Origin of the sequence: Flavobacterium sp., assembly GCF_049240005.1 — a bacterium.
Taxonomy (GTDB): Bacteria; Bacteroidota; Bacteroidia; order Flavobacteriales; family Flavobacteriaceae; genus Flavobacterium.
In genome coordinates this window covers 1-25995 of the sequence record NZ_JBMLTK010000078.1, presented here as the reverse complement: position 1 = coordinate 25995, position 25995 = coordinate 1, and the positions used below count along the sequence as shown (strand labels likewise).

21 protein-coding genes and 1 tRNA gene are annotated in these 25995 nt (G+C 42.2%); 10 read left to right on the top strand and 12 right to left on the bottom strand.

Features of this window, described 5'->3' with window-relative positions:
* Window positions 1-554: 554 nt before the first annotated feature.
* Window positions 555-851 (bottom strand): GIY-YIG nuclease family protein, encoded by a 297-nt coding sequence (locus ACOVQQ_RS08460; RefSeq protein ID WP_421817812.1) that lies wholly within the window; start codon window positions 849-851, stop codon window positions 555-557.
* Between the two features lie 225 nt (window positions 852-1076).
* Between ACOVQQ_RS08460 and ACOVQQ_RS08455 the strand changes: the two genes are divergently transcribed.
* Both ACOVQQ_RS08455 and ACOVQQ_RS08450 read left to right on the top strand, forming a co-directional pair.
* The gene (locus ACOVQQ_RS08455) at window positions 1077-1511 is read left to right on the top strand and encodes a PepSY-like domain-containing protein (RefSeq protein WP_421817811.1); all 435 of its coding nucleotides are present in this window, start codon (window positions 1077-1079) and stop codon (window positions 1509-1511) included.
* A 31-nt stretch (window positions 1512-1542) separates the two neighbouring features.
* The gene (locus tag ACOVQQ_RS08450) at window positions 1543-2346 is read left to right on the top strand and encodes a phosphatase PAP2 family protein (RefSeq protein ID WP_421817810.1); all 804 of its coding nucleotides are present in this window, start codon (window positions 1543-1545) and stop codon (window positions 2344-2346) included.
* A gap of 4 nt (window positions 2347-2350) precedes the next feature.
* Here the strand turns inward: ACOVQQ_RS08450 and ACOVQQ_RS08445 are convergent, their stop codons facing one another.
* From ACOVQQ_RS08445 to rseP, 7 genes are all read right to left on the bottom strand, one after another.
* Window positions 2351-3232: a diacylglycerol/lipid kinase family protein gene (locus ACOVQQ_RS08445; RefSeq protein ID WP_421817809.1), complete on the bottom strand. Its 882-nt coding sequence runs from the start codon at window positions 3230-3232 to the stop codon at window positions 2351-2353.
* Window positions 3232-5190: an LTA synthase family protein gene (locus ACOVQQ_RS08440; RefSeq protein ID WP_421817808.1), complete on the bottom strand. Its 1959-nt coding sequence runs from the start codon at window positions 5188-5190 to the stop codon at window positions 3232-3234. Before ACOVQQ_RS08440 ends, ACOVQQ_RS08445 begins: the two co-directional genes overlap by 1 nt.
* Window positions 5191-5268: 78 nt before the next feature.
* On the bottom strand, window positions 5269-7680 hold the full coding sequence (locus ACOVQQ_RS08435) for a TonB-dependent receptor domain-containing protein (RefSeq protein ID WP_421817807.1): 2412 nt from the start codon (window positions 7678-7680) through the stop codon (window positions 5269-5271).
* 55 nt (window positions 7681-7735) lie between these two features.
* The gene (locus tag ACOVQQ_RS08430; RefSeq protein ID WP_421817806.1) at window positions 7736-8998 is read right to left on the bottom strand and encodes a sensor histidine kinase; all 1263 of its coding nucleotides are present in this window, start codon (window positions 8996-8998) and stop codon (window positions 7736-7738) included.
* Window positions 8991-9668, bottom strand: coding sequence for a response regulator (locus tag ACOVQQ_RS08425; protein WP_421817805.1), 678 nt, complete (start codon window positions 9666-9668; stop codon window positions 8991-8993). The genes ACOVQQ_RS08430 and ACOVQQ_RS08425 overlap by 8 nt, the downstream gene beginning before the upstream one ends.
* A 91-nt stretch (window positions 9669-9759) precedes the next feature.
* Window positions 9760-9833: transfer RNA gene (locus tag ACOVQQ_RS08420), tRNA-Asn, on the bottom strand.
* A 102-nt stretch (window positions 9834-9935) separates the two neighbouring features.
* A complete protein-coding gene (gene rseP / locus ACOVQQ_RS08415; protein ID WP_421817813.1) occupies window positions 9936-11279 on the bottom strand; it encodes an RIP metalloprotease RseP in 1344 nt (447 codons plus the stop codon).
* 120 nt (window positions 11280-11399) lie between these two features.
* On the opposite strand from rseP, the gene ACOVQQ_RS08410 reads away from it, so the two are divergent.
* Window positions 11400-12356: an aldo/keto reductase gene (locus ACOVQQ_RS08410; RefSeq protein ID WP_421817804.1), complete on the top strand. Its 957-nt coding sequence runs from the start codon at window positions 11400-11402 to the stop codon at window positions 12354-12356.
* On the opposite strand, the gene ACOVQQ_RS08405 is transcribed toward ACOVQQ_RS08410, so the two are convergent.
* Window positions 12346-14253, bottom strand: a complete 1908-nt coding sequence (locus tag ACOVQQ_RS08405; RefSeq protein ID WP_421817803.1) for a M1 family aminopeptidase — start codon at window positions 14251-14253, stop codon at window positions 12346-12348. The two genes, ACOVQQ_RS08410 and ACOVQQ_RS08405, sit on opposite strands and share 11 nt — an antisense overlap.
* Window positions 14254-15419: 1166 nt before the next feature.
* On the opposite strand from ACOVQQ_RS08405, the gene serS reads away from it, so the two are divergent.
* Genes serS through proC form a run of 6 tightly spaced genes read left to right on the top strand, consistent with a single transcriptional unit; the run spans window position 15420 to window position 21798 of the window.
* Window positions 15420-16691, top strand: coding sequence for a serine--tRNA ligase (gene serS, locus ACOVQQ_RS08400; protein ID WP_421817802.1), 1272 nt, complete (start codon window positions 15420-15422; stop codon window positions 16689-16691).
* Window positions 16692-16739: 48 nt separating this feature from the next.
* A complete protein-coding gene (locus tag ACOVQQ_RS08395) occupies window positions 16740-18524 on the top strand; it encodes a tetratricopeptide repeat protein (RefSeq protein ID WP_421817801.1) in 1785 nt (594 codons plus the stop codon).
* Between the two features lie 3 nt (window positions 18525-18527).
* Complete coding sequence (locus ACOVQQ_RS08390; protein WP_421817800.1) at window positions 18528-18851, top strand: DUF4286 family protein; 324 nt, start codon at window positions 18528-18530, stop codon at window positions 18849-18851.
* A gap of 9 nt (window positions 18852-18860) precedes the next feature.
* Entirely contained in the window at window positions 18861-19652 is a 792-nt protein-coding gene (rsmA, locus tag ACOVQQ_RS08385) for a 16S rRNA (adenine(1518)-N(6)/adenine(1519)-N(6))-dimethyltransferase RsmA (protein ID WP_421817799.1), read from the top strand.
* A complete protein-coding gene (gene mgtE / locus ACOVQQ_RS08380; RefSeq protein WP_298142405.1) occupies window positions 19633-20985 on the top strand; it encodes a magnesium transporter in 1353 nt (450 codons plus the stop codon). Before rsmA ends, mgtE begins: the two co-directional genes overlap by 20 nt.
* 36 nt (window positions 20986-21021) lie before the next feature.
* Entirely contained in the window at window positions 21022-21798 is a 777-nt protein-coding gene (gene proC / locus ACOVQQ_RS08375) for a pyrroline-5-carboxylate reductase (RefSeq protein ID WP_421817798.1), read from the top strand.
* Window positions 21799-22666: 868 nt separating this feature from the next.
* Here proC and ACOVQQ_RS08370 read toward each other — a convergent pair.
* The 3 genes from ACOVQQ_RS08370 to ACOVQQ_RS08360 are packed head-to-tail and all read right to left on the bottom strand — an operon-like array spanning window position 22667 to window position 25262.
* Window positions 22667-24217, bottom strand: coding sequence for a S41 family peptidase (locus ACOVQQ_RS08370; protein WP_421817797.1), 1551 nt, complete (start codon window positions 24215-24217; stop codon window positions 22667-22669).
* Window positions 24214-24648, bottom strand: a complete 435-nt coding sequence (locus tag ACOVQQ_RS08365; RefSeq protein ID WP_094485074.1) for a deoxycytidylate deaminase — start codon at window positions 24646-24648, stop codon at window positions 24214-24216. The genes ACOVQQ_RS08370 and ACOVQQ_RS08365 overlap by 4 nt, the downstream gene beginning before the upstream one ends.
* A gap of 26 nt (window positions 24649-24674) precedes the next feature.
* The gene (locus ACOVQQ_RS08360; protein WP_298147044.1) at window positions 24675-25262 is read right to left on the bottom strand and encodes a HupE/UreJ family protein; all 588 of its coding nucleotides are present in this window, start codon (window positions 25260-25262) and stop codon (window positions 24675-24677) included.
* A 166-nt stretch (window positions 25263-25428) separates the two neighbouring features.
* Between ACOVQQ_RS08360 and ACOVQQ_RS08355 the strand changes: the two genes are divergently transcribed.
* Window positions 25429-25860, top strand: coding sequence for a TerB family tellurite resistance protein (locus ACOVQQ_RS08355; protein ID WP_298147042.1), 432 nt, complete (start codon window positions 25429-25431; stop codon window positions 25858-25860).
* Window positions 25861-25995: the final 135 nt, after the last annotated feature.

The window sequence follows — 25995 nt, the reverse complement described above, 5'->3', positions numbered from 1 at the left end:
ATCACATTTATGCAATCCCTGCATCTGTGCTCGAAGGCATTGATTCTGCGGATTTCAAGTCTGTACTTTCGGGTCGAAGATGCCGTTTAAGAAACATTATAACTAGAATACTAGTATTGCAACGATACGTTTAGTACGTTCCCCGCAATAACGACTGCAACGGAAACCAAAACGCTCGAAAAAGGGTAAAACCTGAACTCGATTAAAAATCTTTGTCAGATCGCGGTTTCACAATACATTGACATTTAGACTAACACAAAATCTGTGTAAATCGCGGTCGCTAAAAATTTAAACCGAGTTCAGGTTTACAAACACGGAAGGAAAATAGCGACCCAAGAAGCTTTTTGGCGACCCGTTTTTGTGCTTTTTCGGGCGTTTTGTTGCAGTGAAAGGCGTGAAGGTGCGGCGCAATAATTTCCAGCAAACTTTTGCCGCAGCGGATTGCCCAAAAACAAAAAATCCCGACCATTACTGATCAGGATTTCTGCTCCCCCTCTTGGTTCCGATAGCTATCGGAAGAACCAAGGACCCGTAAACTAGTACAAATCGGTCAATTACGTTAAGTCTGCGAAGCGTTCTAACAACTTAGAAACCAGTTCTGGATACTGCTTCAAATTTCTTATGTACGTGGAGCTTTTCATTGACTTTATATGTAACTCCACTTTCATAGCTTGTTCTTTGCTTTTACAAGCAAGCTGCAAATAGAGCTTCCAATCGGTTGCGCGACGCGTAAAACGAGATAAATCGTCGCCTTGCAAGTGAAACTCTAGACGAACCTCAAAGTCGCTGGTAAAACCCACGTAAAATTTCTTGAGCTTCTCCGAGTATAATATGTAAACTAAATAAGCCATAGCATTAAAACAAAAAACCCCGACCATTACTGATCAGGATTTCTGCTCCCCCTCTTGACTGAATATCGAACGGTAAGTATTTGATTTTTTGTAAATTAGCTTGAAAACAAACCCTTTTTGGACATCGAACAACTTAAATTCATTTGTCATGTAAATACAGAATTAATTCAAAATCGCTTTTGAGATTTGTTTCAAATATTTACTGAAACTTAAAATACAGCACACATGAAAACAACACTTTCAATCCTGCTTCTTGCTTTGGCTTTAAACAGCCAGGCACAGGACAAAAAAATCAAAGATGAAAATACCGTACCCTCCGAAGTCAGGAATGCTTTCAGGAAAACCTTTCCTACTGCAAAAGTCACATGGGAACTGGAGAAAGACGGTAACTATGAAGGCGAATTCAAACTGAAAGGCAAGGATGCATCAACTGTATTTGATAAAGCCGGTCACATGAAAGAACTGGAAACGGAAATCGCAGAAGCTTCACTTCCCGAAGCAGCCCGTAAATACCTTCAAAAAAATTACCCTGATAAAAAAATAAAGGAAGCTGCACAAATCACAGATGATAAAGGCATAGTTACTTATGAAGCCGAGATCAGGATTAATGGCAAATCAACCGATATCCTTTTTGACTCAAAAGGTAATCTGCTGAAATAATCCAAGCATTTCGCATTTTCAAAATATAGGCATGAAAAAGTTATTGCTTGTTTTCCTTTTTGGAGTATTTGCAGCGCAGGCACAGGAGGTAGCAAAAGATTCAATTGCAATCAGGAAAGACAGTATCAATACTGCTGCAATAACAAAAGATGTGCTTGCTGTTCATGATACGCTTACATCCTCAAAAATTCATTTTAAACAGTTCATCATCCCGACTGTGCTGATTGGATATGGCTTCATTGGGCTTGAAAGTGACTGGCTGAAAACTTTTAATTTGAACCTAAGGGAAGAAGTCAGTGAGGACATCGACAGGAAATTTACCATAGATGACATTGCACAATATTCAACGGCTGCTTCAGTATTTGCATTAAGTGCTTTTGGAGTAAAAAGCAAGCACAACCTTAAAGACCGTAGCATAATTATGGGTACATCATACTTATTGCTTTCGGCGACAGTATTTCCATTAAAATCGATTACCCATATTCAGCGCCCGGACGGAACAGCTTATAACTCATTTCCGTCAGGTCATACGGCTAATGCCTTCGCAGGAGCAGAATTCCTTTGGCAGGAGTATAAGGACAAATCTGTTTGGTATGGTATTTCAGGATACCTTGTGGCTTCAGGGGTAGGTGCGTTCCGTATTATCAATAACAGGCACTGGCTGACCGATGTTGCTGCCGGTGCAGGAATTGGGATATTAAGTACCAAAGCCGCTTATTGGTTATATCCCTGGGTGAAACGCACTTTATTCCCAAAAGACAAACGCATTTCATCAATGGTAGCCCCGTTTTATAACGGGAGACAAGCCGGTGCAGGACTGGTTTTACAGTTTTAAGTGATTAAGGCGTAAGTACCTTTAGTCCGCCGTTGATAATCCCTGCTTTTATTTTGTTTGACTTAAGGTTATGATATTCACCATCAATTTGTGCGTCGAGAAATATCCTGTCAGGCAACTCGGCGTCTAAATTCCGGATCAGGGTTTGGTGAGCCAACCTGAAAGTATTTGTCCTGTTACGAAGCACTGCCAAACCCAATTGCAGTTTTTGGATGAATGACAATTCAGGGACTAATATCAGATCCAAAAAACCATCGCTGAGGCTTGCTTTCGGGGTCAGGCTCATACCATATCCCATTTCGTTTGAATTGGAAATGAATAACAGGAAAGGCTTTATATTAACGGTTTGTCCCTCGAACTTCAGTATTGCTTCGGCTGGCTTGAAATGAAAACTTGCTGATAACGCAGCCCTGACATAAGAGATGAGTGTACGCTTTCCTGATTTTTCGTATTTCCCAATAATCATAGCATCAATCCCGACTCCTGCATTGCTGAAGAAATAATGTTCATTAATCCTGCCAACATCAATTTTTGTTGATGTTCCGTGCTTGATAATTGCAATTGCTATGTCAATATTTCTTGGAATGTTCAGGTTTGAAGCCAGTCCGTTCCCCGAACCGACAGGGATGATTCCCAATTTGATTGGCGTATTCACAAGACAGGTGGCCACTTCGTTTATTGTACCATCGCCCCCGCAGGCTACAATAGAATCCGGATTATATCCTACAATAGCATTTGTGAGTTCAATGGCATGCTTTGGATACTTGGTATGGTATACTGCAATCTTATAAAGGTGCTCGGGAAAATGCTGTTTTAAGAAGGATTCGGTAATGTCATGGCTTGCCTTTCCAGAAATAGGATTGACGATAAAATGGATGTCCTTCATTATTTCAGGAGCTTGTTTGTAAACAGGTAATCCGCTGTCTGATACCACGAAATGGTCTCTTTCAAAAACGATTTATCCATCGTAAGCGGCTTGAGGCTGTTATCTTGCTTATTCCAGGTATAAGAAGCCTGTTTCTTTTGGTCTGAAAGGATCATTACCTTGTCTTTCTTCATCAGGACCAGTTTGCGGTATGTCCCTAACAATGCACGCTCCTCAAACTTAGGGTCAAGCACATTTTTCCCAAAGAAATCCGATTCATAGTTCCAGTGAAACATCGAAAACAGTGTCGGCCATAAATCAATCTGCGAACATTGTTTTTCAATCTTCTGATTATTGTTTTCAGGCAGGTTGACAATGAAGGCAGGGATATGGTAATTCTTCACGTCGATTTCATCCTTACCGGCACTGCTCGCACAATGGTCTGCGATAATGACAAAAACGGTGTTCTTAAACCACGGTTTCGTTTTCGCTTTTGCAAACAATTCCCGCAATGCAAAATCCGTATACTTTACAGCACCCTGACGGCTTTTTCCTGATGGAATGTCAATCTTTCCTGAAGGATAAGTATACGGTCTGTGGTTGGAAGTCGTCATTATGAAATTAAAAAATGGCTTATTGCTTTTATACTGTGTGTCGGCCACCTTGAGCATCTTATTAAAAATGTCCTCGTCACAGATCCCCCAGGCGTTTTCAAAAGTAACCTCGCCGTCACTGATATTGTTTCTTGTTGTCTTGATTTTGTCGCTTAACACACTGCCACGCCCACGGTCATAAATTGTAAAGCCGTTCCCACCGAAATAAGCATTCATATTGTCAAAATAACCATCACCACCATAGAAGAAATTACAGTCATAGTTCTTTTGTTTAAAAACACTGCACACTGTAAACAGGTTGTCATTTTCAGGACGCTTAACGATACTTTGTCCCGGTGTCGGCGGAATACACAGCGTAACGGCTTCCATACCCCTTACTGTTCTTGTACCCGTAGCGTAAAGGTTCTCGAAGAATACGCTTTTCTGAGCAAGGCTATCCATAAAAGGCGTAATGTTTTCTTTATTACCAAACTCTTTGAGAAAACTTCCACTGAGGCTTTCCACGAGGATGAAAACTACATTCTTTTTTTCTTCGGAAGGAATGCTGTCGGTAATAGTCCTGTGAATTGAATAGCCTTTACCAGTGAATTTAACGTTCGGGTCAGCCAGCTTGCCTTTAATCAATGCGAAGGCTTTATCATTTTCAATCGAAGTATAAAACTCGTTGTATTTCATCTGGTTGTTTCTGAAAGCTGCAAAAAAGGAATAAATCCCGGACTTTGAGATTTCGGAATTATAGCGGTTTGAAGACCATTCCGCCTGATAGTTTGTAATGAATGATCCATAAAAGAAAGCCAAAACAGCTGTTGTTCCCAAAACAGCTAACCTGCTTTTCAAAGAAGCATGGTGTGTAAAAGTATTGGTAAAAGCCTTCCTTTTATAAAACACAAACAGCACCGCCGCCGTAATCAGCAGCACACCACCAATTAATAAAGGCAGTGGATATGATTCTTCGATATTCGAAACGACTTCATGAGTATAAATGAGGTAATCAACCGCAATAAAATTGAAACGTGTCCTGAATTCATCCCAAAAAGTCAGTTCTGCAAAAAAAGTAAATACTAAAATAAACATTGTCAGCGCGGTAAAGAACCACACCAATATCTTATCAGCCCAGGAACCAATCCAGCGGTTTGGCATCAATGCATAATACAAAACCGCTGTAAGGCTTACGAAAGCAACCGTACCTATATCGAAAAACAATCCAGTGAGCAGTGTCCTGAAAAAGTTGATGATATTCCACGAAACCTCATCATACTGCCAAACGAAAAAGGCAACACGCAACAGCTGTGAAACAATCAGAAACCAAAGGACGAAATGGGCAAGAAGGGAGAACCGGCTGTTGGAGATGAACCTTTTGAACATGGAATACAGGATTGATTAATCCTGTAAAAGTCATCGCAGATTTTGAATTAATTCTGAATTTTCAATTTTATGAAAGACTCAGAATTTATAACTGTATCCAAAACGCACCACCTGTGTTTCATAATAGTCACTGCTATTGTAACGGAAATCATTGCCCTGAATTTCTTTTTTGATGACAAGGGTATTGATTATGTCTGTAGCATTCAGGAAGATTTCACCCTTTCCTTTTTGTACAGATTTCTTAATTCCCAAATCAACAGAGAAACGGGAATCGATCTTGCCCTGCGGAATGATATCGGGAGCAAGATAAACCGCCGACACCTGCCCTGTCATTGTTTTTGAAAAATTGAATATGCTGTTCCATTTTACATTCCCTGAAAAAATCTGCTGCCTTTCTCCATAAAAAGTACTTGGGACAGGATACTGATTGGTTACTGTAAAAGCTTCAATGTCATTTTGGTATCCGTTACCGTTGAGATTAAATGAATACCAAGGCGCCAGTCTTTTTGAATACACAACTTCAAAACCTGTCGTGGAACTGCGGTCAGCATTTTGGAAGACATTATAAATCAGGTTGCTGCCCGGAACGGTTGTAGCAATACGTGTAATTGTTCCATTTACAAAACGATGATAGGCTGATGCAAAAAAGTAACCATCGTTTAATGAAGCCTTGTATCCCAATTCGAACGCACTGGAAAATTGCGGGCGCAGCGCAGGATTACCTACCTTAATGATTTCAGCATCGTCATACTTCGGAAAAATACGGATATCGACCTCATTCGGCCTGTCGACACGACGGTTAAAAAAGGCCGTAAGCTTATTTTTGTCGTCTATTTTCCAGGCAAGGCGAATGTTCGGGAATGGTTGTGTATAATCATAGCCATCACTTTTGTACGTAGGATGATTTGGATCTACTTCATATTTTAAATGAACATATTCGAAACGCATTCCGAGTTCTGCCTCAAATTTGTTATTCTCAAAGATATAGTTCCCATAAATTGCAGGAATAAGCTCTTTGTATGTCGCCTTTCCTCCGGCATTAGCATCAATTGGGGAGTTTTGGCCGGGGAAAAACTGCATGTCAGTCGGAATCTGCCGGTTTCTGAATTTCAGACCTGTTTCAAGCCTCCCATACTTCAAAGGATCGACATAATCAATATTGATATCTAAAACTTTTTCGTCTGAAATCAGTTTAAACGAATCCTTCCCGCTGCTGTCGGGCAGGATGTTATCGAAAAAGTATTTTTCATTTTCCCGATGATAAGTGTAACTCATTCCGGCATTCAACACGTGGCCTGCATCTTTAAATTTATGCTGATAAGAAGCGGTCGCCATGGCTGTTGTCTTGAGTTCGTCCTCAAGGAATTGCCAAAGCCTGAACCGCTCTGAATAGTCTTCTTTAAAAAAAGGTTCATCACCATGATCGAGGATTTTCTCGCTGCCAAACATTCCTGAAAATGAAAATGTATTGTTATCATTATAATTCCAATCCAAACCCGATTTGATCGTTGTGAAATGTGTATCCCTGTTGCGTTTGGTTTGCTGATGTATGATATCTCCATTATCATACGTCCGGGTTACGAACTCGTTTTTGTTTAGTGTTTCCGTATAAAGATAATCCCCCTGAAAGTATAGGTTTATTTTATCTTTCCGGTAGTTCAGTGATAATGAAGGATTGATCTTCGGAGTAAGGGTATACTGTGGGCGAATGGTCGGAAGGTTGGATTTACGTTCCCACAATGCCCCGAAACCGGAACCAATCCCTACTTTTCCATTCAATCCTTCCTGTTTGTTCTTTTTGTAAATGATGTTGATAATCCCTGCATTGCCATTCGCATCGAATTTAGCGGAAGGATTATTGATGATTTCAATCGTATCGATTGCCGATGCAGGAATATTATCCAATCCCGATTGACTCCCAAATCCAGTCAGTCCTGTTTGTTTTCCGTCAATGAGTACCATCACTTTATCATTGCCGCGTAATTGTATTTTTCCGTCCTGTGAGGTAATTCCCGGGAGATTCTGCATCGCCTGAAGTACCGAACCGCCACTTTGAGTAACATTGTCCGCAATCGAAAAAGTTTTCTTGTCCATCTTACTGCTGATGTCCTGCTGTTTTGAAACCAACACCACTTCATCAAGCTTTTGGGCATCTTCTTCAAGTTCAACAATTGACAAATCGAGGAAGTCGGATAATGAACCTACATATACAGGTTGTTTTTTTGTCTTGTAACCAATAAAACTGAAGGCAGCGGTATAATTTCCGGAAGCCACATTAATCAGGGCGAAATAACCCTCTTCATTGCTCACTGTACCTGCGATTACGGTACTGTCCTTTGTCATCAAAGCGATGTTGGCATAGGCTATCGGTAACTTTGAGACTTTGTCTTTTAATAAGCCTGTCAGGGTCACTTTTCTTGAAACCGGTTCCTGAGCCTGACAGGCAAAAGATAAAAACAAAAACAGGATTATAATGGATATGCTTTTCATCTGAATATAATTTCAGGAGCAAATCTCAACAGTGATTCTGTAGGAAAATTGAATTTTAAAAAGTAATCGTAAATCCGTGTAGGGAATTGTAAAAAGAATACGAAATGTTCCAGTGATTTAATTCCGTAATCTTTTTTACGATAGCCAAACCCAGTCCGTTGCCTTGTGAAGACGGATCAGATTTGGAAAAGCGATTAAAAAGCTTATCATTCGATAATGCCGCTTCCTGTCCTGAGTTCAGAAAAGCCAATGTATTTCCTGCAATGGTAATCACAATTTTCCCGTTTTTTACATTGTGACGGATCGAATTCAGGAAAAGGTTGTTAAGCAATACTTCCAACAGCGCGGGGTTTACGATTATCTTCAGGTTTTCCGTAAATTCTGTAATGATGGAAAGATTTTTTGATTTGGCTTGCTCTGTAAAAAAATCAAGATGCTTTTTTATGTATTCATTTAGTAAAATCTCCTGTTTATCAGGAAAATTTTCATTTTCAATCTTTGATAACAGCAACAGGTTTTTATTCAGCCTGTTCATCCTTGCCACATCATTATTGAGCGAACCTACCAAAACGGATTGTTCCTTAGAGAGATCAAGTTGTAACATTATATCGATCCTTGACTGGAATAACGCCAAAGGGGTTTGCAACTCATGGGCGGCATTTTCAATGAACTCGCGTTGCGTATTATAGATGTTCGTGTTTTTGTCAATCAGGCGTTCCAGGCTTGCATTTAGATTATTGAATTCATCAATGTCTGTGGAAGGAAACTCAGGTTTCTGGTTTTTGTCGATCTCAAACCCCCGAATCTGCTCCAGTGTGATGTAAAAAGGTTTCCACAAACGTCTTGTTGCCGTTTTCGTAATGATCAGGATTCCCGTAAGCATCAATACGATAATCAGCAGGAACAGTAAGCCTGTACTGAAAACCATATCCCGTTTTTCAATCAGGTTAATCCTTGCTGAGAAAGTGTATGGCTTTCCTTCAATAGTAATGGGAGCATTCAATTCGCGGTAAGGCTCGTCCTCATTTTCAAGCTTATCGAAATACCCCTTAACGAAAACCGTGTCTTTTTTTATCCCATTGGCAGGCAGGATTGAAACATTCCTGTTGTATTTGTTCCATACGGCGATATCCTGAATCCTGAATCCGGGAAGGTCATTTTCCATAAATTCCTCCTTGTGCAGGTTCAGCGTTTCATCCGTTTCCTCCATATAAAGGTAGTTCGTGGTGAAATAGAACAGCGGTGCTGAAATTAGTAGTATCAACACTGAAAAAATCAGGATATTCCCGGTGCTTTTGTTGAGTAATTTTTTAGCCATCTTCCCATTTATATCCTAATCCGTAAACGGTCTTAATGTAATCCCCGCTTCCGGCCTTAGCCAGTTTTTTCTTCAGGTTCTTAATGTGTGCGTAAATGAAATCGTGATTATCAAGCATATCGGCCATGTCTCCGGAAAGATGCTCCGCAATCGCGCCTTTGGAAAGTACCTTGTTCTTATTTCCGATCAGGAACAGCATCAAATCAATCTCCTTTTTAGTGATATCCAGTTTGTTCCCATTCACGGAAACAGTTTTTGAAAGGATGTCAACTACAATCTCATTAAAAACTACATTATTGCTTCCATTGAAGTTTTTACGTCTGATTAACGCCTGCATCCTGACAAGAAGTTCTGCAAGATGAAAAGGCTTTGTGACATAATCGTCCGCGCCGAGATTAAATCCTTCGAGTCGGGAGTCTAACGTTTCTTTTGCTGAAATAATGATTACGCCCTCAGTCTTGTTTTCCTTCTTCAGTTCCCGTAAAATATCGAATCCATCACCATCAGGCAGCATCAGGTCAAGCAGGATGCAGTCATAATCGTAAGAACCGATCTTCGAAACCGCTTCTTTGTAATTCGCCGCCACCTCACAATGGATGCCATTAGGCTTGAAATAGTTTCTGATTCCGTCCGCTATTTCAGTTTCATCTTCGATAATCAGGATTTTCATGCTGCAATTTAAGGAATGGATTTTGAAGGAAATCTGAATGTGGGAAAATCTGTAAACAAAAAATCCCGACCATTACTGATCAGGATTTCTGCTCCCCCTCTTGGGCTCGAACCAAGGACCCTCTGATTAACAGTCAGATGCTCTAACCAACTGAGCTAAGGAGGAAAATATTTTTATGTCTTGCCTAACGCGGTTGCGATTAAAGCGGTGCAAATATAGCTATTGTTTTTATTCTACAAAATAAAATTGCGAAATAAAGTGCATTTTTTACTTGAAAAATAGCTTATAAATGTCGTTGCCGTTCGCAAAAAGCACTAAACCAATCAGTAAGAAAAAGCCTACCATTTGTGCCCGCTCCAAAAATTTATCGCTCGGTTTTCTGCCGCTGATCATTTCGTACAACAAAAACATTACATGCCCGCCATCGAGCGCCGGAATCGGCAATAAATTCATGACGCCAAGCATAATGGATAACAAAGCTGTGATATCCCAGAAAACCTGCCAGCTCCACTCTTCTGGGAATATATTAAAAATGGCGTAAAAGCCTCCTACGCCCTTCGCGGCGCCTGTACTTGGCGTAAAAATCGCTTTCAGCTGTCGGCCGTAGCCAGCCAACTGCTCGATTCCTTTATCGATCCCAACCGGAATCGACTCAAAAAAGCCATACGACACTCTGCTGAATTTATAATAACCTAAACGCTGTAGATTATCCTCTTGAACAGCTCCTAGAGCAGCTCCCAATTTTCCTTCTGCATTTACGTTTAGTTGCACGGGAACGCGTTTATTATCGCGTAAAACAACGCCTGGAATCGACTTCCCTTTGTTCGCTTCCAAAATTTTTGGCGCTTGATCGAAATATTTAACGGGTTGTCCGTTTAATTCTACCACAATGTCTTTTGCCTTCAAGACGTCTTTATTCTTCGAATCGTCGGCTAAGCCACGAACTGCAAAGGGTATTCTTAAGGAAATAGCATTGCGCTTATCTGCTTCGATAAACTGACCAATAAAGTTCTGCGGCAATGTGATGGTTTGTGGTGTTCCGTTACGTTCGATTTCGACCGTTTTTGCCATCAATAAATCAGACATGATTGCCGAACTAAACTTATCTACTTTCTTATTATCTATACTGAGAATCTTGTCGCCTGTTTGAATTCCAGCTTTTTCCACAACAGGATTTTGAACCCAAACGCCGTCTTTTACTTCGCTGTTTTTGACGTAATAATCGCCATAAGCGTAAGCCATTCCAATGTAAATAAGGAAAGCCAAAATAAAGTTTACCGTTACGCCTCCTAACATGATTATGAGTCGTTGCCAAGCCGGTTTCGATCGGAATTCCCACGGCTGTGGTTCTTGCTTCATCGTTTCGGTATCCATCGATTCGTCGATCATACCGGCAATTTTCACGTAACCACCCAACGGCAACCAGCCAATTCCGTAAACGGTTTCGCCTATTTTCTTCTTAAACAACGAAAACTTCACGTCGAAAAACAGATAAAACTTCTCAACCTTCGTCTTAAAAATCTTGGCCGGAATAAAATGTCCTAACTCATGCAAAACGATGAGCAGCGACAGACTTAACAAAAACTGACCAAATTTTACAGCAATTTCCATGAATCTTCTTCTAAATGAGCCGCAAATGTAATCTTTTTGATGCAGCAGTAAAACTGCAAGCACAACGGCAGTCGGTAAAAGTTTGTTAATTTCGCAAGGCTCACTCAATTCTGAATGCTCATGCTCAAATTTAAATCTGTTCCCAACACCGAACTTAAAACGGCACCGCTCATTTTTGGCGGCAATGTCTTTGGATGGACCATCGATGAGAAAACTTCCTTTCAAATTCTGAATGCCTTTATCGACAAAGGTTTTAACATGATTGATACCGCCGATATCTACTCGCGGTGGGCGCCTGGACATGTGGGCGGCGAATCGGAAAAAATCATCGGAAAATGGTTGTCGGATGTTAAAAGTCGCGACAGAATTATCATTGCTACGAAAGCCGGAATGGATATGGGCGAAGGAAAAATAGGTTTGAAAGCCGCGTATTTGAAATCGGCCGTAGAACAATCGTTGCGAAATTTAAAAACCGATTACATCGATCTGTTTCAAAGTCATCAAGACGATCCGGAAACTGCGCAAGACGAGACACTTCGCGCTTACGACGAACTTATTCAAGCAGGGAAAATTCGCTACATCGGCGCATCAAATTTTACTGCCGATCGACTACAAGAAGCCTCTCAAATTGCTCGATCGCAACAACTACAGCCGTACCGAACCTTACAACCGTACTACAATTTGTATATGCGCGAAAAGTTTGAGGGCGAACTCCAAAACACCTGTGCCGAACTGCAGCTCGCAGTCATTCCGTATTTTAGTTTGGAAAGCGGATTTTTAACGGGCAAATACCGCAGTACAGCCGACCTTCAGAAAAGTATCCGCGGCGGCCGATTTGCCAACCATTTCAACGAACGCGGCATGCGTATTTTAAGTGCACTCGATGCATTGTCGGCCGCGCACAATACTACTCCTGGGGCTATCGCATTGGCGTGGTTACTCAAACAAGAAACTATTTTGGCTCCTATTGCCAGTGCCACATCGGTAACGCAGCTAAATGAATTGTTGGCTGTTGCCGATATTAATCTAAATACCGATGAAATTCGATTGCTAAATCTGGTTTCGGCTAGTTCTTAATAAATTGAAACGACGCCGACGAGCCCGAATTAGAACGCAGTTTTAACACATACGTGCCGTACGCTAAGGCTTGCACATCAATACGTGCTGCATTTTGCGGATTGGCAACTAATCGCCCTTGTATGTCGTAAATAGCCAGTTCGGCGATTTGCAATCCTTCAGGAATAGAAACCGACATAAAATCGGTTGCCGGATTTGGCGCTAAAGCTACTTGGTTGAGCAGAAAACTGTCGGTTCCTAAAGTAATGGAATTGTTTCGGCTGATGATATTGCGGTTCGGGTCAAAACTCACGTCAATCACAGGGAAGTTTACCGGAACGATAAATTCTTGTCCGTTGCTTGTGTGTTCTACACGCACAATTTGTTGTTCGCCCGTACTGCTAAACAAGCCAATTTCAACAGGCATTTCGAAAAAGCTAACCGATGGATGCGACTGGGTTTGGTTTAGAACAATTTTAGCCTGATTGTTGCCCAAATACGTTACCGCCACCGAATAGCTTGGATATCCTTGATTGTAAATCCAGTCGTTAAAAAACTCTTGTAAATCGGTGCCCGAAGTTGCTTCGCAAATGTCCTGAAACTGTGAGGTCACGGCATAATTAAAAGCCAGTGCAGGATCGTTCAAGAAATTTCGTAACGCTTGGATAAAAACACTGTCGCCCAACTTGTAACGCAACATGTGTAAAACCATGGCGCCTTTGCTGTAACTCAAACGGTTGCTAAAAATTCGATTTACACTATTCGTTTCAGACGGCGTTAAGTAAACCGCACCACCGGCTACCGAGGTAATCCAGTTTGTTAGCGCTGTTTTGTGCTCAACAAAAGCGGCATCGCCATCAAAAGCCTCGATAACCATAGCCGACAAATACGTTGCAAATCCTTCATTTAACCATATGTCTTGCCAACTGCCGCAAGTAACTTTATTTCCAAACCACTGATGTGCTAGTTCGTGAGCAATTAATCCGCGACTAAAATTCCCCATAAACGAAACGGTTGTGTGCTCCATGCCACCGCCCCAACCAAATTGTGCGTGTCCGTATTTTTCAGTGTGGTACGGATACGTCTGAAACAAATCTTCAAACATACTCATGATGGGTAATGTAAGTGCAAGCTGTTGTTGCGCGGTACTTAAACTTTCCGGATACACATAATTTACAATCGGAAAATCGTTTGGCGGAGTCCCTGCCGTTTGGTTAAAAACCGAATAGTTTGTTACGGCAATAGCAATTAAGTAGGCCGGAATCGGATAGTTATGTGAAAAATGCGTCGTTTTGGTGTTTCCACTAACAACAACCGATTCCTGCAAGCCGTTAGCAACAGCTACATACTGCGATGGTGTGTTCAGATAAATATCTATAGAGTCAATTTTATCATTTAAATCTTGTTTACACGGCCACCAATCGCGGGCGCCGTAAGGTTGCGAAAGCGTCCACAGTACCGGAATGCCGTTGTGCGTATCAATCGTAAAAGCTTCTTCGCCGGTTGCAGGCTGACCGCTATAGGTTACGGTCACGCTATTTTGCACACCTGCTGAAAGTGCCGTCGGAAAAGTAATTACAAGTTCGTCGTTAAAATTCTGCGTAAAGTTTAAAGAAACATTTCCTGAGGTGACTTGCGAAACGGTTAATTGGTTCGACAAATCAAAAGTCATTTGCGTTAACGTAGTAGTTGGAATAAAATCGGTTGTCACCACGCCGCTAATAAAATACTGCGCTGGATCAACGGTAAAATTCAACGTTTGATGCTTCACGTCGTAATTCGTGGTGTTACTGTTTGCTTGAAAGGAAACTAAACTCTGGGCCGCACGCGCTTCAGCGTCCGAAATTTCAAAGTCAATTCCGTGTTGTGCCCAGGCGCCAAAAGTGGAAAGCAGCGCGCAAAAAAGCAGCTTCTTCATGGGGAAAAATTTTTTCAAAGATAACAAAGAAGTATATCCGTTGCGTACACACTATTTATGAGAGGTATAGGTCCAAAGTTCATTGTTTGTTTGTGGGCCTTGCGCTTCTTGATTGCGTTGCCTCGTTGCCTCGGCCGTCGCTAAGGTGCGCCGGGCTTTCGCGGCAATTCGCTTGGTTGCCCGCTAGCGCAATTGCTGCTTTTTCGGCTTCCGCTGGTCGCCGTAAAACCAGCTTGCGCTTTCGCAGGCAACGGCAGCTCATTTCTGCTCCAATCCCTAAGGCGAAAAATCCGTAACTATAAAATCCGAACCGATTTTCTTCCCCGAAAAACCCAAAAATTTACGGAAACCCCGTAATGGTATGTCGATTTTTTTTCAAAACTTCGCCTCGATGGGGGCGGGTGGGATGGGGAGCGATTCCCACGTACGAAATTCTCGGAAATAAATTTTACGGAAAAACCATAATTTTAAAAAGATTTCGAGATTGAAAGATTAAAAAAATTCCCTTTGCGAACTTTGCACTCAGCCTTCGACAGGCTCAGGCACCAACGATACGTGGGTTCGGTTGGGCAAAACGATACGTGTAATGGTGAACGTCACGACCCCGATGGCTATCGGGACTAGCTTCCCCGAAACGAAACGTTCAGTGGCGAACGTCGCAAAGTCTTTCCCGATAGCTATCGGGACTCCAATCTTTATGCTTAATACTTCCTAAAAAATTTACGGAAAACCCGTAATGGTAGGAAAATTTGTTTTGTAACTTCGCATTACGGGGCGGGGGTGGTACTTCCCAGTATATAGTATACCCCTGCTCAAAATTCAAAGTTTTCACCAAAGAAAATGCGTTTGAAGCGCCAACCGTCTTTCCGATTTTTCAGCTCGATCTCAAAAACCAAACGAAAAACACAAATCAGGCAATCAAACTCGTAACACGAAAAGACATCCAAAATTCTAAAAAAAGTAAATCGAATTAAATTCGTTAAGTAACTAATTATTAAATGATTGAGTAAAAATTCCGCCATCAAGCAACAAAAAGCATCGATTTCCAATTCATTCAAAACAAAAAACAAGACCGCCGTTCATTCAAAACGAACACTTTTGCACGCAGTTTACCAACTATACACACGGCTTTTTAGTTAAATTTGCACGCTTTACAATTTTTTCAAATGCTACAAACAACTTACATCCGCGAAAATACAGCCAAAGTGCTTGCTGCCTTGGCCAAACGAAATATCGATGCCACGAAAACAGTTGAAGAAATATTGGCACTCGACGACAACAGAAAAGCAACGCAACTGGCGCTCGACGAAGTGCTTACCCAAGCCAATGCCCTTGCAAAAGACATCGGAAATTTGATGAAATCGGGCGAAAACGCTAAAGCTCAAATTCTCAAAGAAAAAACCGCTCACCTGAAAGAAGAGAGCAAAAAACTGTACGAGAAACTCGACGAGTTGCAAGCTGCTCTTTTACCCTTGCTGTATAGCTTGCCCAACACGCCTGCCGATAAAGTAGTTCCCGGAAAAAGTGCCGACGATAATGAAGTGGTTTTCACCTGGGGGATCATCCCTGAACTTAGTGCCGATGCGGTTCCACACTGGGATTTGATCAAAAAATACGACATTATCGATTTCGAACTCGGAACCAAAATTACAGGTCCGGGCTTCCCAATATACAAAGGTAAAGGCGCCAAATTGCAACGCGCACTGATCAGTTACTTCCTCGATAAAAACATCGATGCAGGTTACCAAGAATTTCAGGTTCCACATTTGGTAAACGAAGCGTCGGCGTACGGTACTGGGCAACTTCCCGATAAAGAAGGTCAAATGTATCATGCTGCTAAAGACGATTTATACCTCATTCCAACAGCCGAAGTTCCCGTGACGAACATCTTCCGAGATGTCATTCTCAAAAGCAACGAACTTCCCGTTCTAGCCACCGGATATACACCTTGTTTCCGTCGTGAGGCCGGTTCTTGGGGTGCGCACGTTCGCGGCTTAAATCGTTTGCACCAATTCGATAAAGTGGAAATTGTACGCATCGAAAAACCCGAAAATTCGTACGCTGCTTTGGAAGGCATGGTTGAACATGTGAAAGAAATTTTGGAAGAATTAAAATTGCCGTATCGAATTTTGCGTTTGTGCGGCGGCGACATGGGCTTTGCTTCTGCCATGACCTACGATTTTGAAGTATATTCCACCGCGCAGGGTCGTTGGCTGGAAATCAGTTCGGTTTCTAATTTCGAAACCTTCCAATCAAACCGTTTGAAATTGCGCTACCGCGACGAAGACGGAAAAAATCACTTGGCGCACACACTAAACGGATCTTCGTTAGCGTTGCCACGTGTTTTGGCAGGAATTTTGGAGAATTACCAAACACCAGACGGAATCGTAATTCCAGAAGTACTTCGCAAATACACCGGATTCGACATTATTTCGTAAGTACATATACGGTTTCGCCGGCAGTTTCGTTAGCTTTTTAGAACGCATATGAAAAAATATTTTTGGATACTGCTTTGTCTTTTTTCGCTGACTTCGTTTGCACAAAACGAACAAATTGCTGCGCAGTATTTCGAAAAAGGCGATTTCGAAAAAGCCGTACTCAGCTACGAAGAATTGTTCGCGAAAAATCCGGGACATAACGGACATTTTGCACGCCTGATTGAAAGCTTACAGCAACTTAAGCAATTCGACAAAGCCGAAACGCTGCTGAAAGAGCGCTTGCAACGTTACAAACAACCTAACCTTTACGTAGATTTAGGCTACCTCTACGCGGCCAAAAAAGAAGAGGCAAAAGCAAAAGAGAATTACCAATTAGCCGTTGAAACAGTTCGCAAAAATCCGGTTCAAGTTTACGCTGTTGCCAACAGTTTCGAAAAATATGTGCTGCTCGACTACGCACTGCAAGTATATGAATTGGCTACAACAGCCGATCCGCGCTTAAACTTTAATTTCCAAATCGCAGTTATCTACGGACAGCAAGGAAAAACCGATTTAATGATCGAGAAATTTCTTGATGAAGCGAAGAAAAATCCGACGATGCAAATTAGCATACAAATGCAACTCAGTCGGTTTATGATGGGTGAAGATAAAGGCGATGAAACCTTTACAGCAGCCCTACGGAAAGCACTCATTCAGCGTTCGCAAAAAGATCCAGACATTTTCTGGAACGAATTCTTAAGCTGGTTTTACATTCAACTTAAAGAATACGACAAGGCATTTGTTCAGCAAAAAGCGATTTTCAAAAGAAATCCAGACGTGTTTTACAACATCCTCAATTTGGCAAACTTAGCTTATGAAGATGATGATGTAGAAACCGCAAAAGGTGTGTACGAATTCGTACTTGCCAATACAACCGACGTTGATTTAATTATTGATGCCAAGACGTTTTTGCTTTCAGATACGATTAACAGAGCGAAACCAGCCGATTATCCGGCAATCGATGCCAATTTCGCGGCCTTATATGCAGAGTTCGGAAGAAGCGCCATAGCTTATCCGTTGTTGCTCATCCAAGCAAATTTCGAAGCATTCAATAAAGAAAATCCGAATATGGGTATTCAAATTTTGAAAGATGCTTTGAAAATGCCGCTTAATCGCACGGAAATTGCCGAGATTAAAATGAATATGGCCGACATTTTACTGTTCGACGAGAAGTTTAACCAAGCCTTACTCTATTACGCGCAAGTTTCGGAAGATTTTAAAAACGACGCCATCGGACACGAAGCCAATTTAAAAGCGGCTAAAACAAGCTACTATCAAGGCGATTTTACCTGGGCGCAACAACAATTCAAAGCACTAAAATCCGCTTCTACGCAACTCATCGCCAACGACGCGCTGGAAATGTTTTTGCTGATCAGCGACAATACCGTTGCCGATTCGACACAAACCGACTTAAAGCAATTAGCTAAAGCCGATTTTTTCCTGTATCGCAGAAAAAATACGTTGGCGCTTGAGATTCTTCAAAGTTTATTGAAAAACAACAAAACACAAGAAATACTCGACGTTACAAACATTCGTCTTGGCAATTATTTCAACGAAACCGGCGCATACAACGATGCGTTAACCTACTATTCAACCATTATTTCGAACTTTCCAGAAAGCGTTTATCTCGATGAAGCTTTGTATGCTTCGGGACTGATTTACGAAGAGCGTTTGGCTGATGCCGAAAAGGCGAAAAGTTTTTACGAAAAGGTTATTTTCAATCATCCCGACTCCATCTTTTTTGTGGATGCACGGAAGCGCTACCGTTTACTCCGTGGCGATAAAAATCTTTAACCCATGATTATTTATAATGTAACCTGCAACGTGGATAAATCCATTCACGACCAGTGGCTGCGCTGGATGAAAGAAACTCATATTCCCGAAGTTTTAGCAACCGGAAAGTTTATTGCTGCCCGATTGGTGAAAGTTTTGGTGGAAGAACCCGAAGGCGCAACCACGTACGCCGTACTGTACACAGCCCAAAATCGCAGCGATTTGGAAAGCTATTACCGCCACGATGCGCCGCGCTTGCGCCAAGACGGACTTAAACTTTTTGGTGATAAAATGCTCGCATTTCGCACCGAACTTCAAGTTGTAGAAGACTTTTACCAAAATACTTAATTCCGTTTCATGCAAAAAGTATCCGCTAAAAAACACCTCGGGCAGCACTTTCTCACCGACGAGAATGTAGCTCAGAAAATTGCCGAAACCCTTAGCGGAACCGGTTACGATCACGTACTTGAAATTGGACCGGGCATGGGTGTTCTTACGAAATATCTGCTTAAAAACGAAGGCTTTAAAACTTCGGTTATTGAAATCGATACCGAATCGGTTGCATATTTAAAAACACATTATCCCGAACTAGAAAACCGAATTTTGTCGGCAGATTTTCTCAAAACAGACATCACCGCGTTTTTCGATCGCCAAGCCTTCGCCATCATCGGAAACTTCCCGTATAACATTTCCTCGCAAATTGTTTTCAAAATGTTAGAAATCCGACAATTTGTTCCGGAATTCTCAGGGATGTTTCAAAAAGAAGTTGCCGAACGCATCTGCGAACGCGAAGGTTCCAAAACCTACGGAATTTTATCGGTACTCGTGCAAGCTTTTTACGACGCCAAATACCTATTTACCGTTTCTGAAAATGTATTCAATCCGCCACCGAAAGTGAAAAGTGGTGTTTTGAAACTCACTCGAAAAGAAAATTTTACGCTTCCTTGCAACGAAAAATTGTTTTTTACTGTAGTGAAAACAGCTTTTGGTCAGCGACGCAAAACATTAAGAAATAGTTTAAAATCGCTCGCTTTGTCGGACGGTTTACGATTAGATAGTATCTTTGACAAGCGTCCGGAGCAACTGTCGGTCGGCGAATTTATCGAACTCTGCCAAAAAATAGGAAACGATGGAATTCAAAATCAGTAAAGATTTAATATCGCGCTTTGAGCAACTCATTGAAACCCGCCAAGATTCGGAACTCGAGTCTATTTTAAATGAATTGCACCACGCCGATATTGCCGAAATTCTCGACGAACTCGATTTTGAGCAAGCTACTTATATTTTCCGCGTTTTAGATTCCGAAAAAACAGCCGAAATCCTTCTAGAACTCGAAGACGATCTTCGGGAAAACATTCTTAACCGACTTTCACCGAAGGAAATCGCCGAAGAGCTCGACGAACTGGAAACCAACGATGCGGCCGATATTATTGCCGAGCTGTCGCAAAGCAAAAAAGAAGAGGTAATTTCGGAGTTACAAGACGTTGAGCACGCTAAAGACATTGTAGAACTGCTCCGTTACGACGAGAATACTGCCGGTGGTATCATGCACAAAGAGTTGGTGAAAGTCAACGAAAACTGGAATGTGCTTACTTGCGTGAAACAAATGCGGATTCAAGCGGAGAACATTTCGCGTGTACATTCGATTTACGTTGTGGACGACGAAGACCGTTTAAAAGGCCGGCTTTCCCTAAAAGACTTGCTCACCACCTCAACCAAAACGCCGATTAGCGACGTGTACATCAGCAAATTAAACTTTGTGAAAGTAGACACGCCCGACGTAGAAGTGGCGCGTATCATGCAGAAATACGACTTAGAAGCCATACCCGTAATTGATGAATTGGGCCGCTTGGTAGGTCGGATTACCATCGACGATATCGTAGACGTAATTAAAGATGAAGCCGACAAAGATTACCAGTTGGCGGCAGGTATCTCGCAAGACGTTGAGGCCGACGACAGCGTATGGGAACTCACCAAAGCGCGTTTACCTTGGTTGGTTTTGGCGCTATTAGGCGGTTTTATCACGGTTCATGTTTTAGGGTTGTTTGAAGGTGCAATGAAAGAACACGGCACTCTTTTCTTCTTCACTCCACTGATAGCCGCGATGGCCGGAAATGTAGGCGTACAATCGTCGGCAATTATTGTTCAAGGTTTGGCAAACGATACGTTGAGCGGTTCGTTGTTTAATCGGTTGCTCAAAGAAATTTCGTTGAGCTTACTTAACGGTTTAATTCTCGCGGGCGTTTTGCTACTTGGAACACACTTTTTGCTTGGTGTCGACTCGGTTATAGGAATGATTGTTACCATTGCACTGGTTTCGGTAATCGTAATTGCTTCACTTATCGGTACGTTTGTGCCTTTGTTGTTGAACAAAGCGGGTATCGACCCTGCCTTGGCTACGGGTCCGTTTATCACCACAAGTAACGACATTTGCGGGATTATGATTTATTTCACCATTGCGAAACTGATACTTGGCTTCTGACGCTGAATCGATTACTTTTGGTGAAAACCCAAACGTATGAATATTTTAATTGTTGGCGGCGGAAATCTGGGTACGGCCATTGCCATTGGTTTACGAAATGCCTATCCAACGCACACCATTACCGTCACACGCCGAGATGTTGCTAAAATTGCCTATTTACACGATCGCGGTATAGCAACAGCTACAGATTCCAAGCAATATGCAACTTCAGCCGATTTAATTATCCTAACTATAAAACCACATCAGGCAGAAGCCGTTATTGAAAATCTTATGCCCTTTTCGGCAAATACCATTATTGCCAGTGCGGTAAGTGGTTTGTCGTTGGAGCGATTGCAAGCGCTTACGCAGCATACTAAAAACGTAGTTCGTATCATGCCGAATATTGCGGCACAATTTAATGCTTCGGCTACGTGTATCGCAGCAGGAGAACCGGCGCGCGAAGCAGCAAATGTGGTGAGTGAATTGTTTAGTGCTTTGGGAACAGCTCCAAAAATTGAAGAAAAATTGATGGATGCAGCTACAGTTCTTGGCGCTTGCGGTACAGCTTATGCCTTGCGCTACATCCGAGCATCGATGCAAGCCGGTATTGAAATTGGCTTCGACGCACAAACAGCTTTAGCCATTGCAGCGCAAACAGTTAAAGGCGCAGCCGAATTATTGATGCAAGAAAAAGTACATCCGGAACAACTCATCGATCGAGTAACTACACCACAAGGCTGCACGATAGTGGGCTTAAACGAAATGGAGCACGAAGGTTTTAGCTCGTCGTTAATAAAAGGAATTAAAACGTCGTTGAAGCAGATTAAAGGGTAGAACCATTAGATATAGGAATTTCGAAAATTCACGTACTCTTAATTGCCGCCGTGCAAATGACTGCTATCTTTGTCTAACGTAGCTCACAAGTCGTCGGTGCCTGAGCTTGTCGAAGGCTTATTTTAGAAGATAGTCCCAATGGCTTTCGGGATCGATGATTTCACCAGTTAACGTGTCGTTTTCCCGCCTAACCCGCGAATCGTTGGTGGTTTGACGTGTCGAAGGATGAATTTCTTTTTTATTTGGGCAGCATTTCCGGCTTTCGGCTGTATCTTTTTATTCCGCGTTGCTCCAAAAAAAGTATGCCGCCTCTATCCGGGCTGCGGGTGTCGTTACCGAAGTAGCGTTGCCAACAATTGTTTAAGGCACGGATTTCAAATCCGCGCGATCGCAATTCGTTGGAACCTGAGCGTGTCGAAGGATGGTACGGTTTTTTGTTGGCTTGACACGTTCTGTGTTTTCCTCAATAGTACCATATTGCGCAAAATTCTGTGAGGTTCAGTGTTTTCTGTGCGCTTAAAAAGCTGGTACGTGATTGGGTCGGAGGCGGCGTTGCCCACATTGTGAAAAACTTCGTGGAACATTGTGCTCCCTCGGCCCCTGAGCGTGTCGAAAGTTGATCTTGCATTTCTTTACTATTTCTTTTGCGCTTCTTTCTATTTTTTTTTCATTTTTTCACTTCTTTTACTTTTTTCGCTTTTTTCGCTTTTTCTCTTGCGCAGCTTTCCCGCGCGAACGGGTGGAGTGGCATCCTTTTTTGCGCTACGGTTTTTCCACTATTTGTATGCAAAAAAGATAAAGCGGAACACGTGACGGCGTGAACCACTTTTGCCTAGCGACGACTCGTTTGCCGGCGCGCCCAAAAAAACTAGTTCGAAATTCCTGCGGCCTGAATCATCGGGATTTGCGGCAGTATGAATTGCCAATAAGCTGTGTCGCCTTGCAACAAACGGATTTTCTCGGCTTGCAAGTACGTGCCAATACGCGCTCGGTCGGATGCATCGGTTTTTAACTCGAATCCGTTTTCGTTGGCGTAGGTTATAAAATCGGTTACTAAGCGCTCGTTTACCGGCAATGCTGCAATTTTTGACCGATCGTATTTAAAGCTGTCCCACTTTTCGAAAAGAAAATTTCCAGGAATAGGCGATTGCAACAACAAGAGCAAGCGTTCTTTATCGAGATTTGAATCGAGCGCCACAAAAACATCGGGAACAATGCCTCCACCGCCGTACACAATTTTTCCTTTTGGAGTTTTGAACTTTTCGAGTTTACTCAGTTTAATCGAGTCTTTCACAAAAAGTTCGCCGTTGCTTAACCGATCTTCAAAACTTTCGTAATAGGCTTCGGTTCCTTTGCTGTACGGACCTTGAATACTTCGTCCGGTTGGTGTGTAGTATCTCGCAATGGTGAGTCGCACGGCCGATCCGTCTTCGAAACCAATTTCCCGTTGCACGAGGCCTTTTCCGAACGAGCGTCGGCCGATAATCGTTCCGCGGTCGTTATCTTGTATTGCGCCGGCAATAATTTCGCTAGCTGAAGCGCTGTATTCATCAATTAAAACCGATAGTTTTCCTTTTTCGAATAATCCGCCGCTTTTGGCAATACTGCTATCTTTCTTGCCGTCTTTTGCTTTGGTGTAAACGATAAGCAAATCTTTTTGAAGCAGTTCGTCGGCAATCGAAACAGCTTGTTCCATGTAGCCACCTCCGTTGCCGCGCAAATCGATGATTAGTGAAGTTGCGCCTTGACGGAGAAGTTTTTTCAAAGCGGCGGAAAATTCGGCAGCCGTGTCTTCGGCAAACTTTGAGATTTTGATGTAGGCAGTTCGGTTGGGTAGGAGTACCTCGGCTTCAATGCTGGAAATATGAACCTGCTTCCGCTTAAACTGAAAGTTCAATATTTTGTTTTGGCTTTTTCGGAATACTTTCAAACGAACTTCGCTATTGGGCTCGCCTTTAAGGTATTTAAATAGGGAGTCGGTTGCGAGTTTTCGTCCGTAGAGTTTGTTTTTTCCTTCGAAGAGAATTTTATCACCGGCTTTGAGTCCGGCTGCGAGTGCTGGTCCGCCGTCGAGCGTTTTAGTGACGGTTACGGTGTCTTTTAGCATCATGAACGAAATTCCGATTCCGACAAAATTGCCGCTGAGTTCTTCGCTCACCTGTGTCATTTCCGACGCATTGATGTAAACCGAATGCGGATCGAGTTGTTGCAATAGCTGACTGATGGCTTTATCGACAAGTGTATCGGTTGCAACGCTATCAACGTATTCGTTGCCAATAACTTGTAGTAAACGATCGATTTTGTCTTTCGACGAAAGTGAATTTGGTTTGTTGGGAAAGTCTAAAATTGTACCCAGTAAAATCCCCAACACCAGCACAGCAAACAACACTACGGGAACGTAAACTTTAGAAATTTTCATAATTCGGAGAAGTCTTCTATTTGAATGATGTCGACACCAGCGCGCTCAAGAAATTGGAGTCCGGCATCGTCTCGGTATCCGTTTTGGTACACTACGCGCTTAATTCCGGCTTGATGAATGAGTTTACTACACTCCTTGCAGGGCGACAACGTAATGTAGAGCGTGGCGCCGTCGCAGGTTTGTGTAGATCGCGCAACTTTTAGAATGGCGTTGGCTTCGGCGTGCAAAACATACCATTTGGTTAGCCCTTCATCGTCTTCGCAGCAATTTTCAAATCCGCTAGGCGTACCGTTGTAACCATCGGAGATTATCATTCGGTCTTTCACGATGATAGCGCCAACTTTTTTGCGTTTGCAATACGACAGCTTGCTCCATTCCGAAGCAATTCGCAGATAAGCTTTGTCGTATTTGTTAATTTTTTCTGTATTCAACGGAAACGAATTTTCTCAGCGTAAAGCTACCAAAATTTTGCTGCGATTAGCATAGGAAGTACAACTCCTAAAACAAATGCAGAACCCGTTAAACACCAGTCTCTTTTGGAAAATCGGAAGAAGGTTTGTACGATGTACGCGAGTACAAGCACCACTAAAACAACTATGATTTGTGCGGCTTCGATACCCAGTGCAAATTCGAGAGAAGGAAGTATTTTTTCGGAAGGTTTTCCGGGCAATAAGCCGTTAAAGTAATTCGAAAATCCCAATCCGTGAATTAAACCAAAAACCACGGTTATGATAGAAACCACAGAAATGCTTTCTTTTTTTGAGTTTTTTCCGGCTGTAAAAAGATGAAAAAGTGCTGTGATACAAATGGTTACTGGAATTAAGAACTCGATAACGTCAACTCTGATGGCTATTAATCCCAAAACGGAACACAACAGCGAAAGTGTGTGACCAATTGTAAAGAAGGTCACGAGTAGCAGAACGCGTTTCCAGTCGGAAAACGAATAGGGAATAGTTAGTGCGATGAGAAACAGTACGTGATCGTAGGCATTTACGTCGAGCACATGGCGGAGGCCAATCTCAAAAAAAACGAGAAAATCGGTCATTTCAGTAGTAGTTGGGAGGTAAACTTACAAAAATCTCGGATTGCGGAAAAATAGTCGATTTTATTCTACGCGAATTGAAATAAAAATTATGCTAAACCTCGGTTAAACTTCGTTAGCCTGCCCGTTAAAATCGTTTATATTTGTCGGATAACACAAAATTTTAAGTATGTCGATTTCAGATTTATTCGATAGTGGGTTTAAAGACAGAAATAAGGGTCATTTTGCCTCGATTGTGCGCGTTGCCATGGAAGACGGCGTGTTGGATACCGAAGAAAAAGCATTTTTAGATAAGCTTGCGAATCAATTAGAGATTTCGGCAGATGAGTATGCGGAGATCGTTGCCAATCCGTTTAAATACCCGATTAATCCGCCGTATTTGCACACGCAACGTTTGGAGCGTCTTTACGATTTGAGCAGAATGGTTTATGCGCACAACGAAGCCGGACCGAAACAAAAGGAAATTCTTACACGCTTTGCACTCGCACTTGGTTTTACACCGGGCAACGTGAAGTATATTGTCGACAAAGCTTTGTCCTTATTGGTGTTAACAGTTGATTTAGACACCTTCGTTTACGAGATGCAACACATGAATAAGTAATTCGAGCGATTCCATAAAAAATCCGACGCTACAGTCGGATTTTTTTATGGAGTTCACTTTCGTTTATTTTTTTGCTTTGGCCATAAATTCTTCGGCTTTCGTAACCATATTATAGCTTCCGCAGAAGAACGGCAC

Excerpts from the sequence above, each read along its gene's own strand:
- ACOVQQ_RS08390 (WP_421817800.1), top strand. The coding sequence starts at position 18,528 with ATGATTATTTATAATGTAACCTGCAACGTGGATAAATCCATTCACGAC.
- rsmA (WP_421817799.1), top strand. The coding sequence starts at position 18,861 with ATGCAAAAAGTATCCGCTAAAAAACACCTCGGGCAGCACTTTCTCACC.
- ACOVQQ_RS08360 (WP_298147044.1), bottom strand. The coding sequence starts at position 25,262 with ATGACCGATTTTCTCGTTTTTTTTGAGATTGGCCTCCGCCATGTGCTC.
- ACOVQQ_RS08425 (WP_421817805.1), bottom strand. The coding sequence starts at position 9,668 with ATGAAAATCCTGATTATCGAAGATGAAACTGAAATAGCGGACGGAATC.
- ACOVQQ_RS08370 (WP_421817797.1), bottom strand. The coding sequence starts at position 24,217 with ATGAAAATTTCTAAAGTTTACGTTCCCGTAGTGTTGTTTGCTGTGCTG.
- ACOVQQ_RS08455 (WP_421817811.1), top strand. The coding sequence starts at position 1,077 with ATGAAAACAACACTTTCAATCCTGCTTCTTGCTTTGGCTTTAAACAGC.
- rseP (WP_421817813.1), bottom strand. The coding sequence starts at position 11,279 with ATGGAAATTGCTGTAAAATTTGGTCAGTTTTTGTTAAGTCTGTCGCTG.
- ACOVQQ_RS08435 (WP_421817807.1), bottom strand. The coding sequence starts at position 7,680 with ATGAAAAGCATATCCATTATAATCCTGTTTTTGTTTTTATCTTTTGCC.
- ACOVQQ_RS08440 (WP_421817808.1), bottom strand. The coding sequence starts at position 5,190 with ATGTTCAAAAGGTTCATCTCCAACAGCCGGTTCTCCCTTCTTGCCCAT.
- ACOVQQ_RS08355 (WP_298147042.1), top strand. The coding sequence starts at position 25,429 with ATGTCGATTTCAGATTTATTCGATAGTGGGTTTAAAGACAGAAATAAG.
- serS (WP_421817802.1), top strand. The coding sequence starts at position 15,420 with ATGCTACAAACAACTTACATCCGCGAAAATACAGCCAAAGTGCTTGCT.
- ACOVQQ_RS08410 (WP_421817804.1), top strand. The coding sequence starts at position 11,400 with ATGCTCAAATTTAAATCTGTTCCCAACACCGAACTTAAAACGGCACCG.
- ACOVQQ_RS08460 (WP_421817812.1), bottom strand. The coding sequence starts at position 851 with ATGGCTTATTTAGTTTACATATTATACTCGGAGAAGCTCAAGAAATTT.
- proC (WP_421817798.1), top strand. The coding sequence starts at position 21,022 with ATGAATATTTTAATTGTTGGCGGCGGAAATCTGGGTACGGCCATTGCC.
- mgtE (WP_298142405.1), top strand. The coding sequence starts at position 19,633 with ATGGAATTCAAAATCAGTAAAGATTTAATATCGCGCTTTGAGCAACTC.
- ACOVQQ_RS08430 (WP_421817806.1), bottom strand. The coding sequence starts at position 8,998 with ATGGCTAAAAAATTACTCAACAAAAGCACCGGGAATATCCTGATTTTT.
- ACOVQQ_RS08450 (WP_421817810.1), top strand. The coding sequence starts at position 1,543 with ATGAAAAAGTTATTGCTTGTTTTCCTTTTTGGAGTATTTGCAGCGCAG.
- ACOVQQ_RS08445 (WP_421817809.1), bottom strand. The coding sequence starts at position 3,232 with ATGAAGGACATCCATTTTATCGTCAATCCTATTTCTGGAAAGGCAAGC.
- ACOVQQ_RS08405 (WP_421817803.1), bottom strand. The coding sequence starts at position 14,253 with ATGAAGAAGCTGCTTTTTTGCGCGCTGCTTTCCACTTTTGGCGCCTGG.
- ACOVQQ_RS08395 (WP_421817801.1), top strand. The coding sequence starts at position 16,740 with ATGAAAAAATATTTTTGGATACTGCTTTGTCTTTTTTCGCTGACTTCG.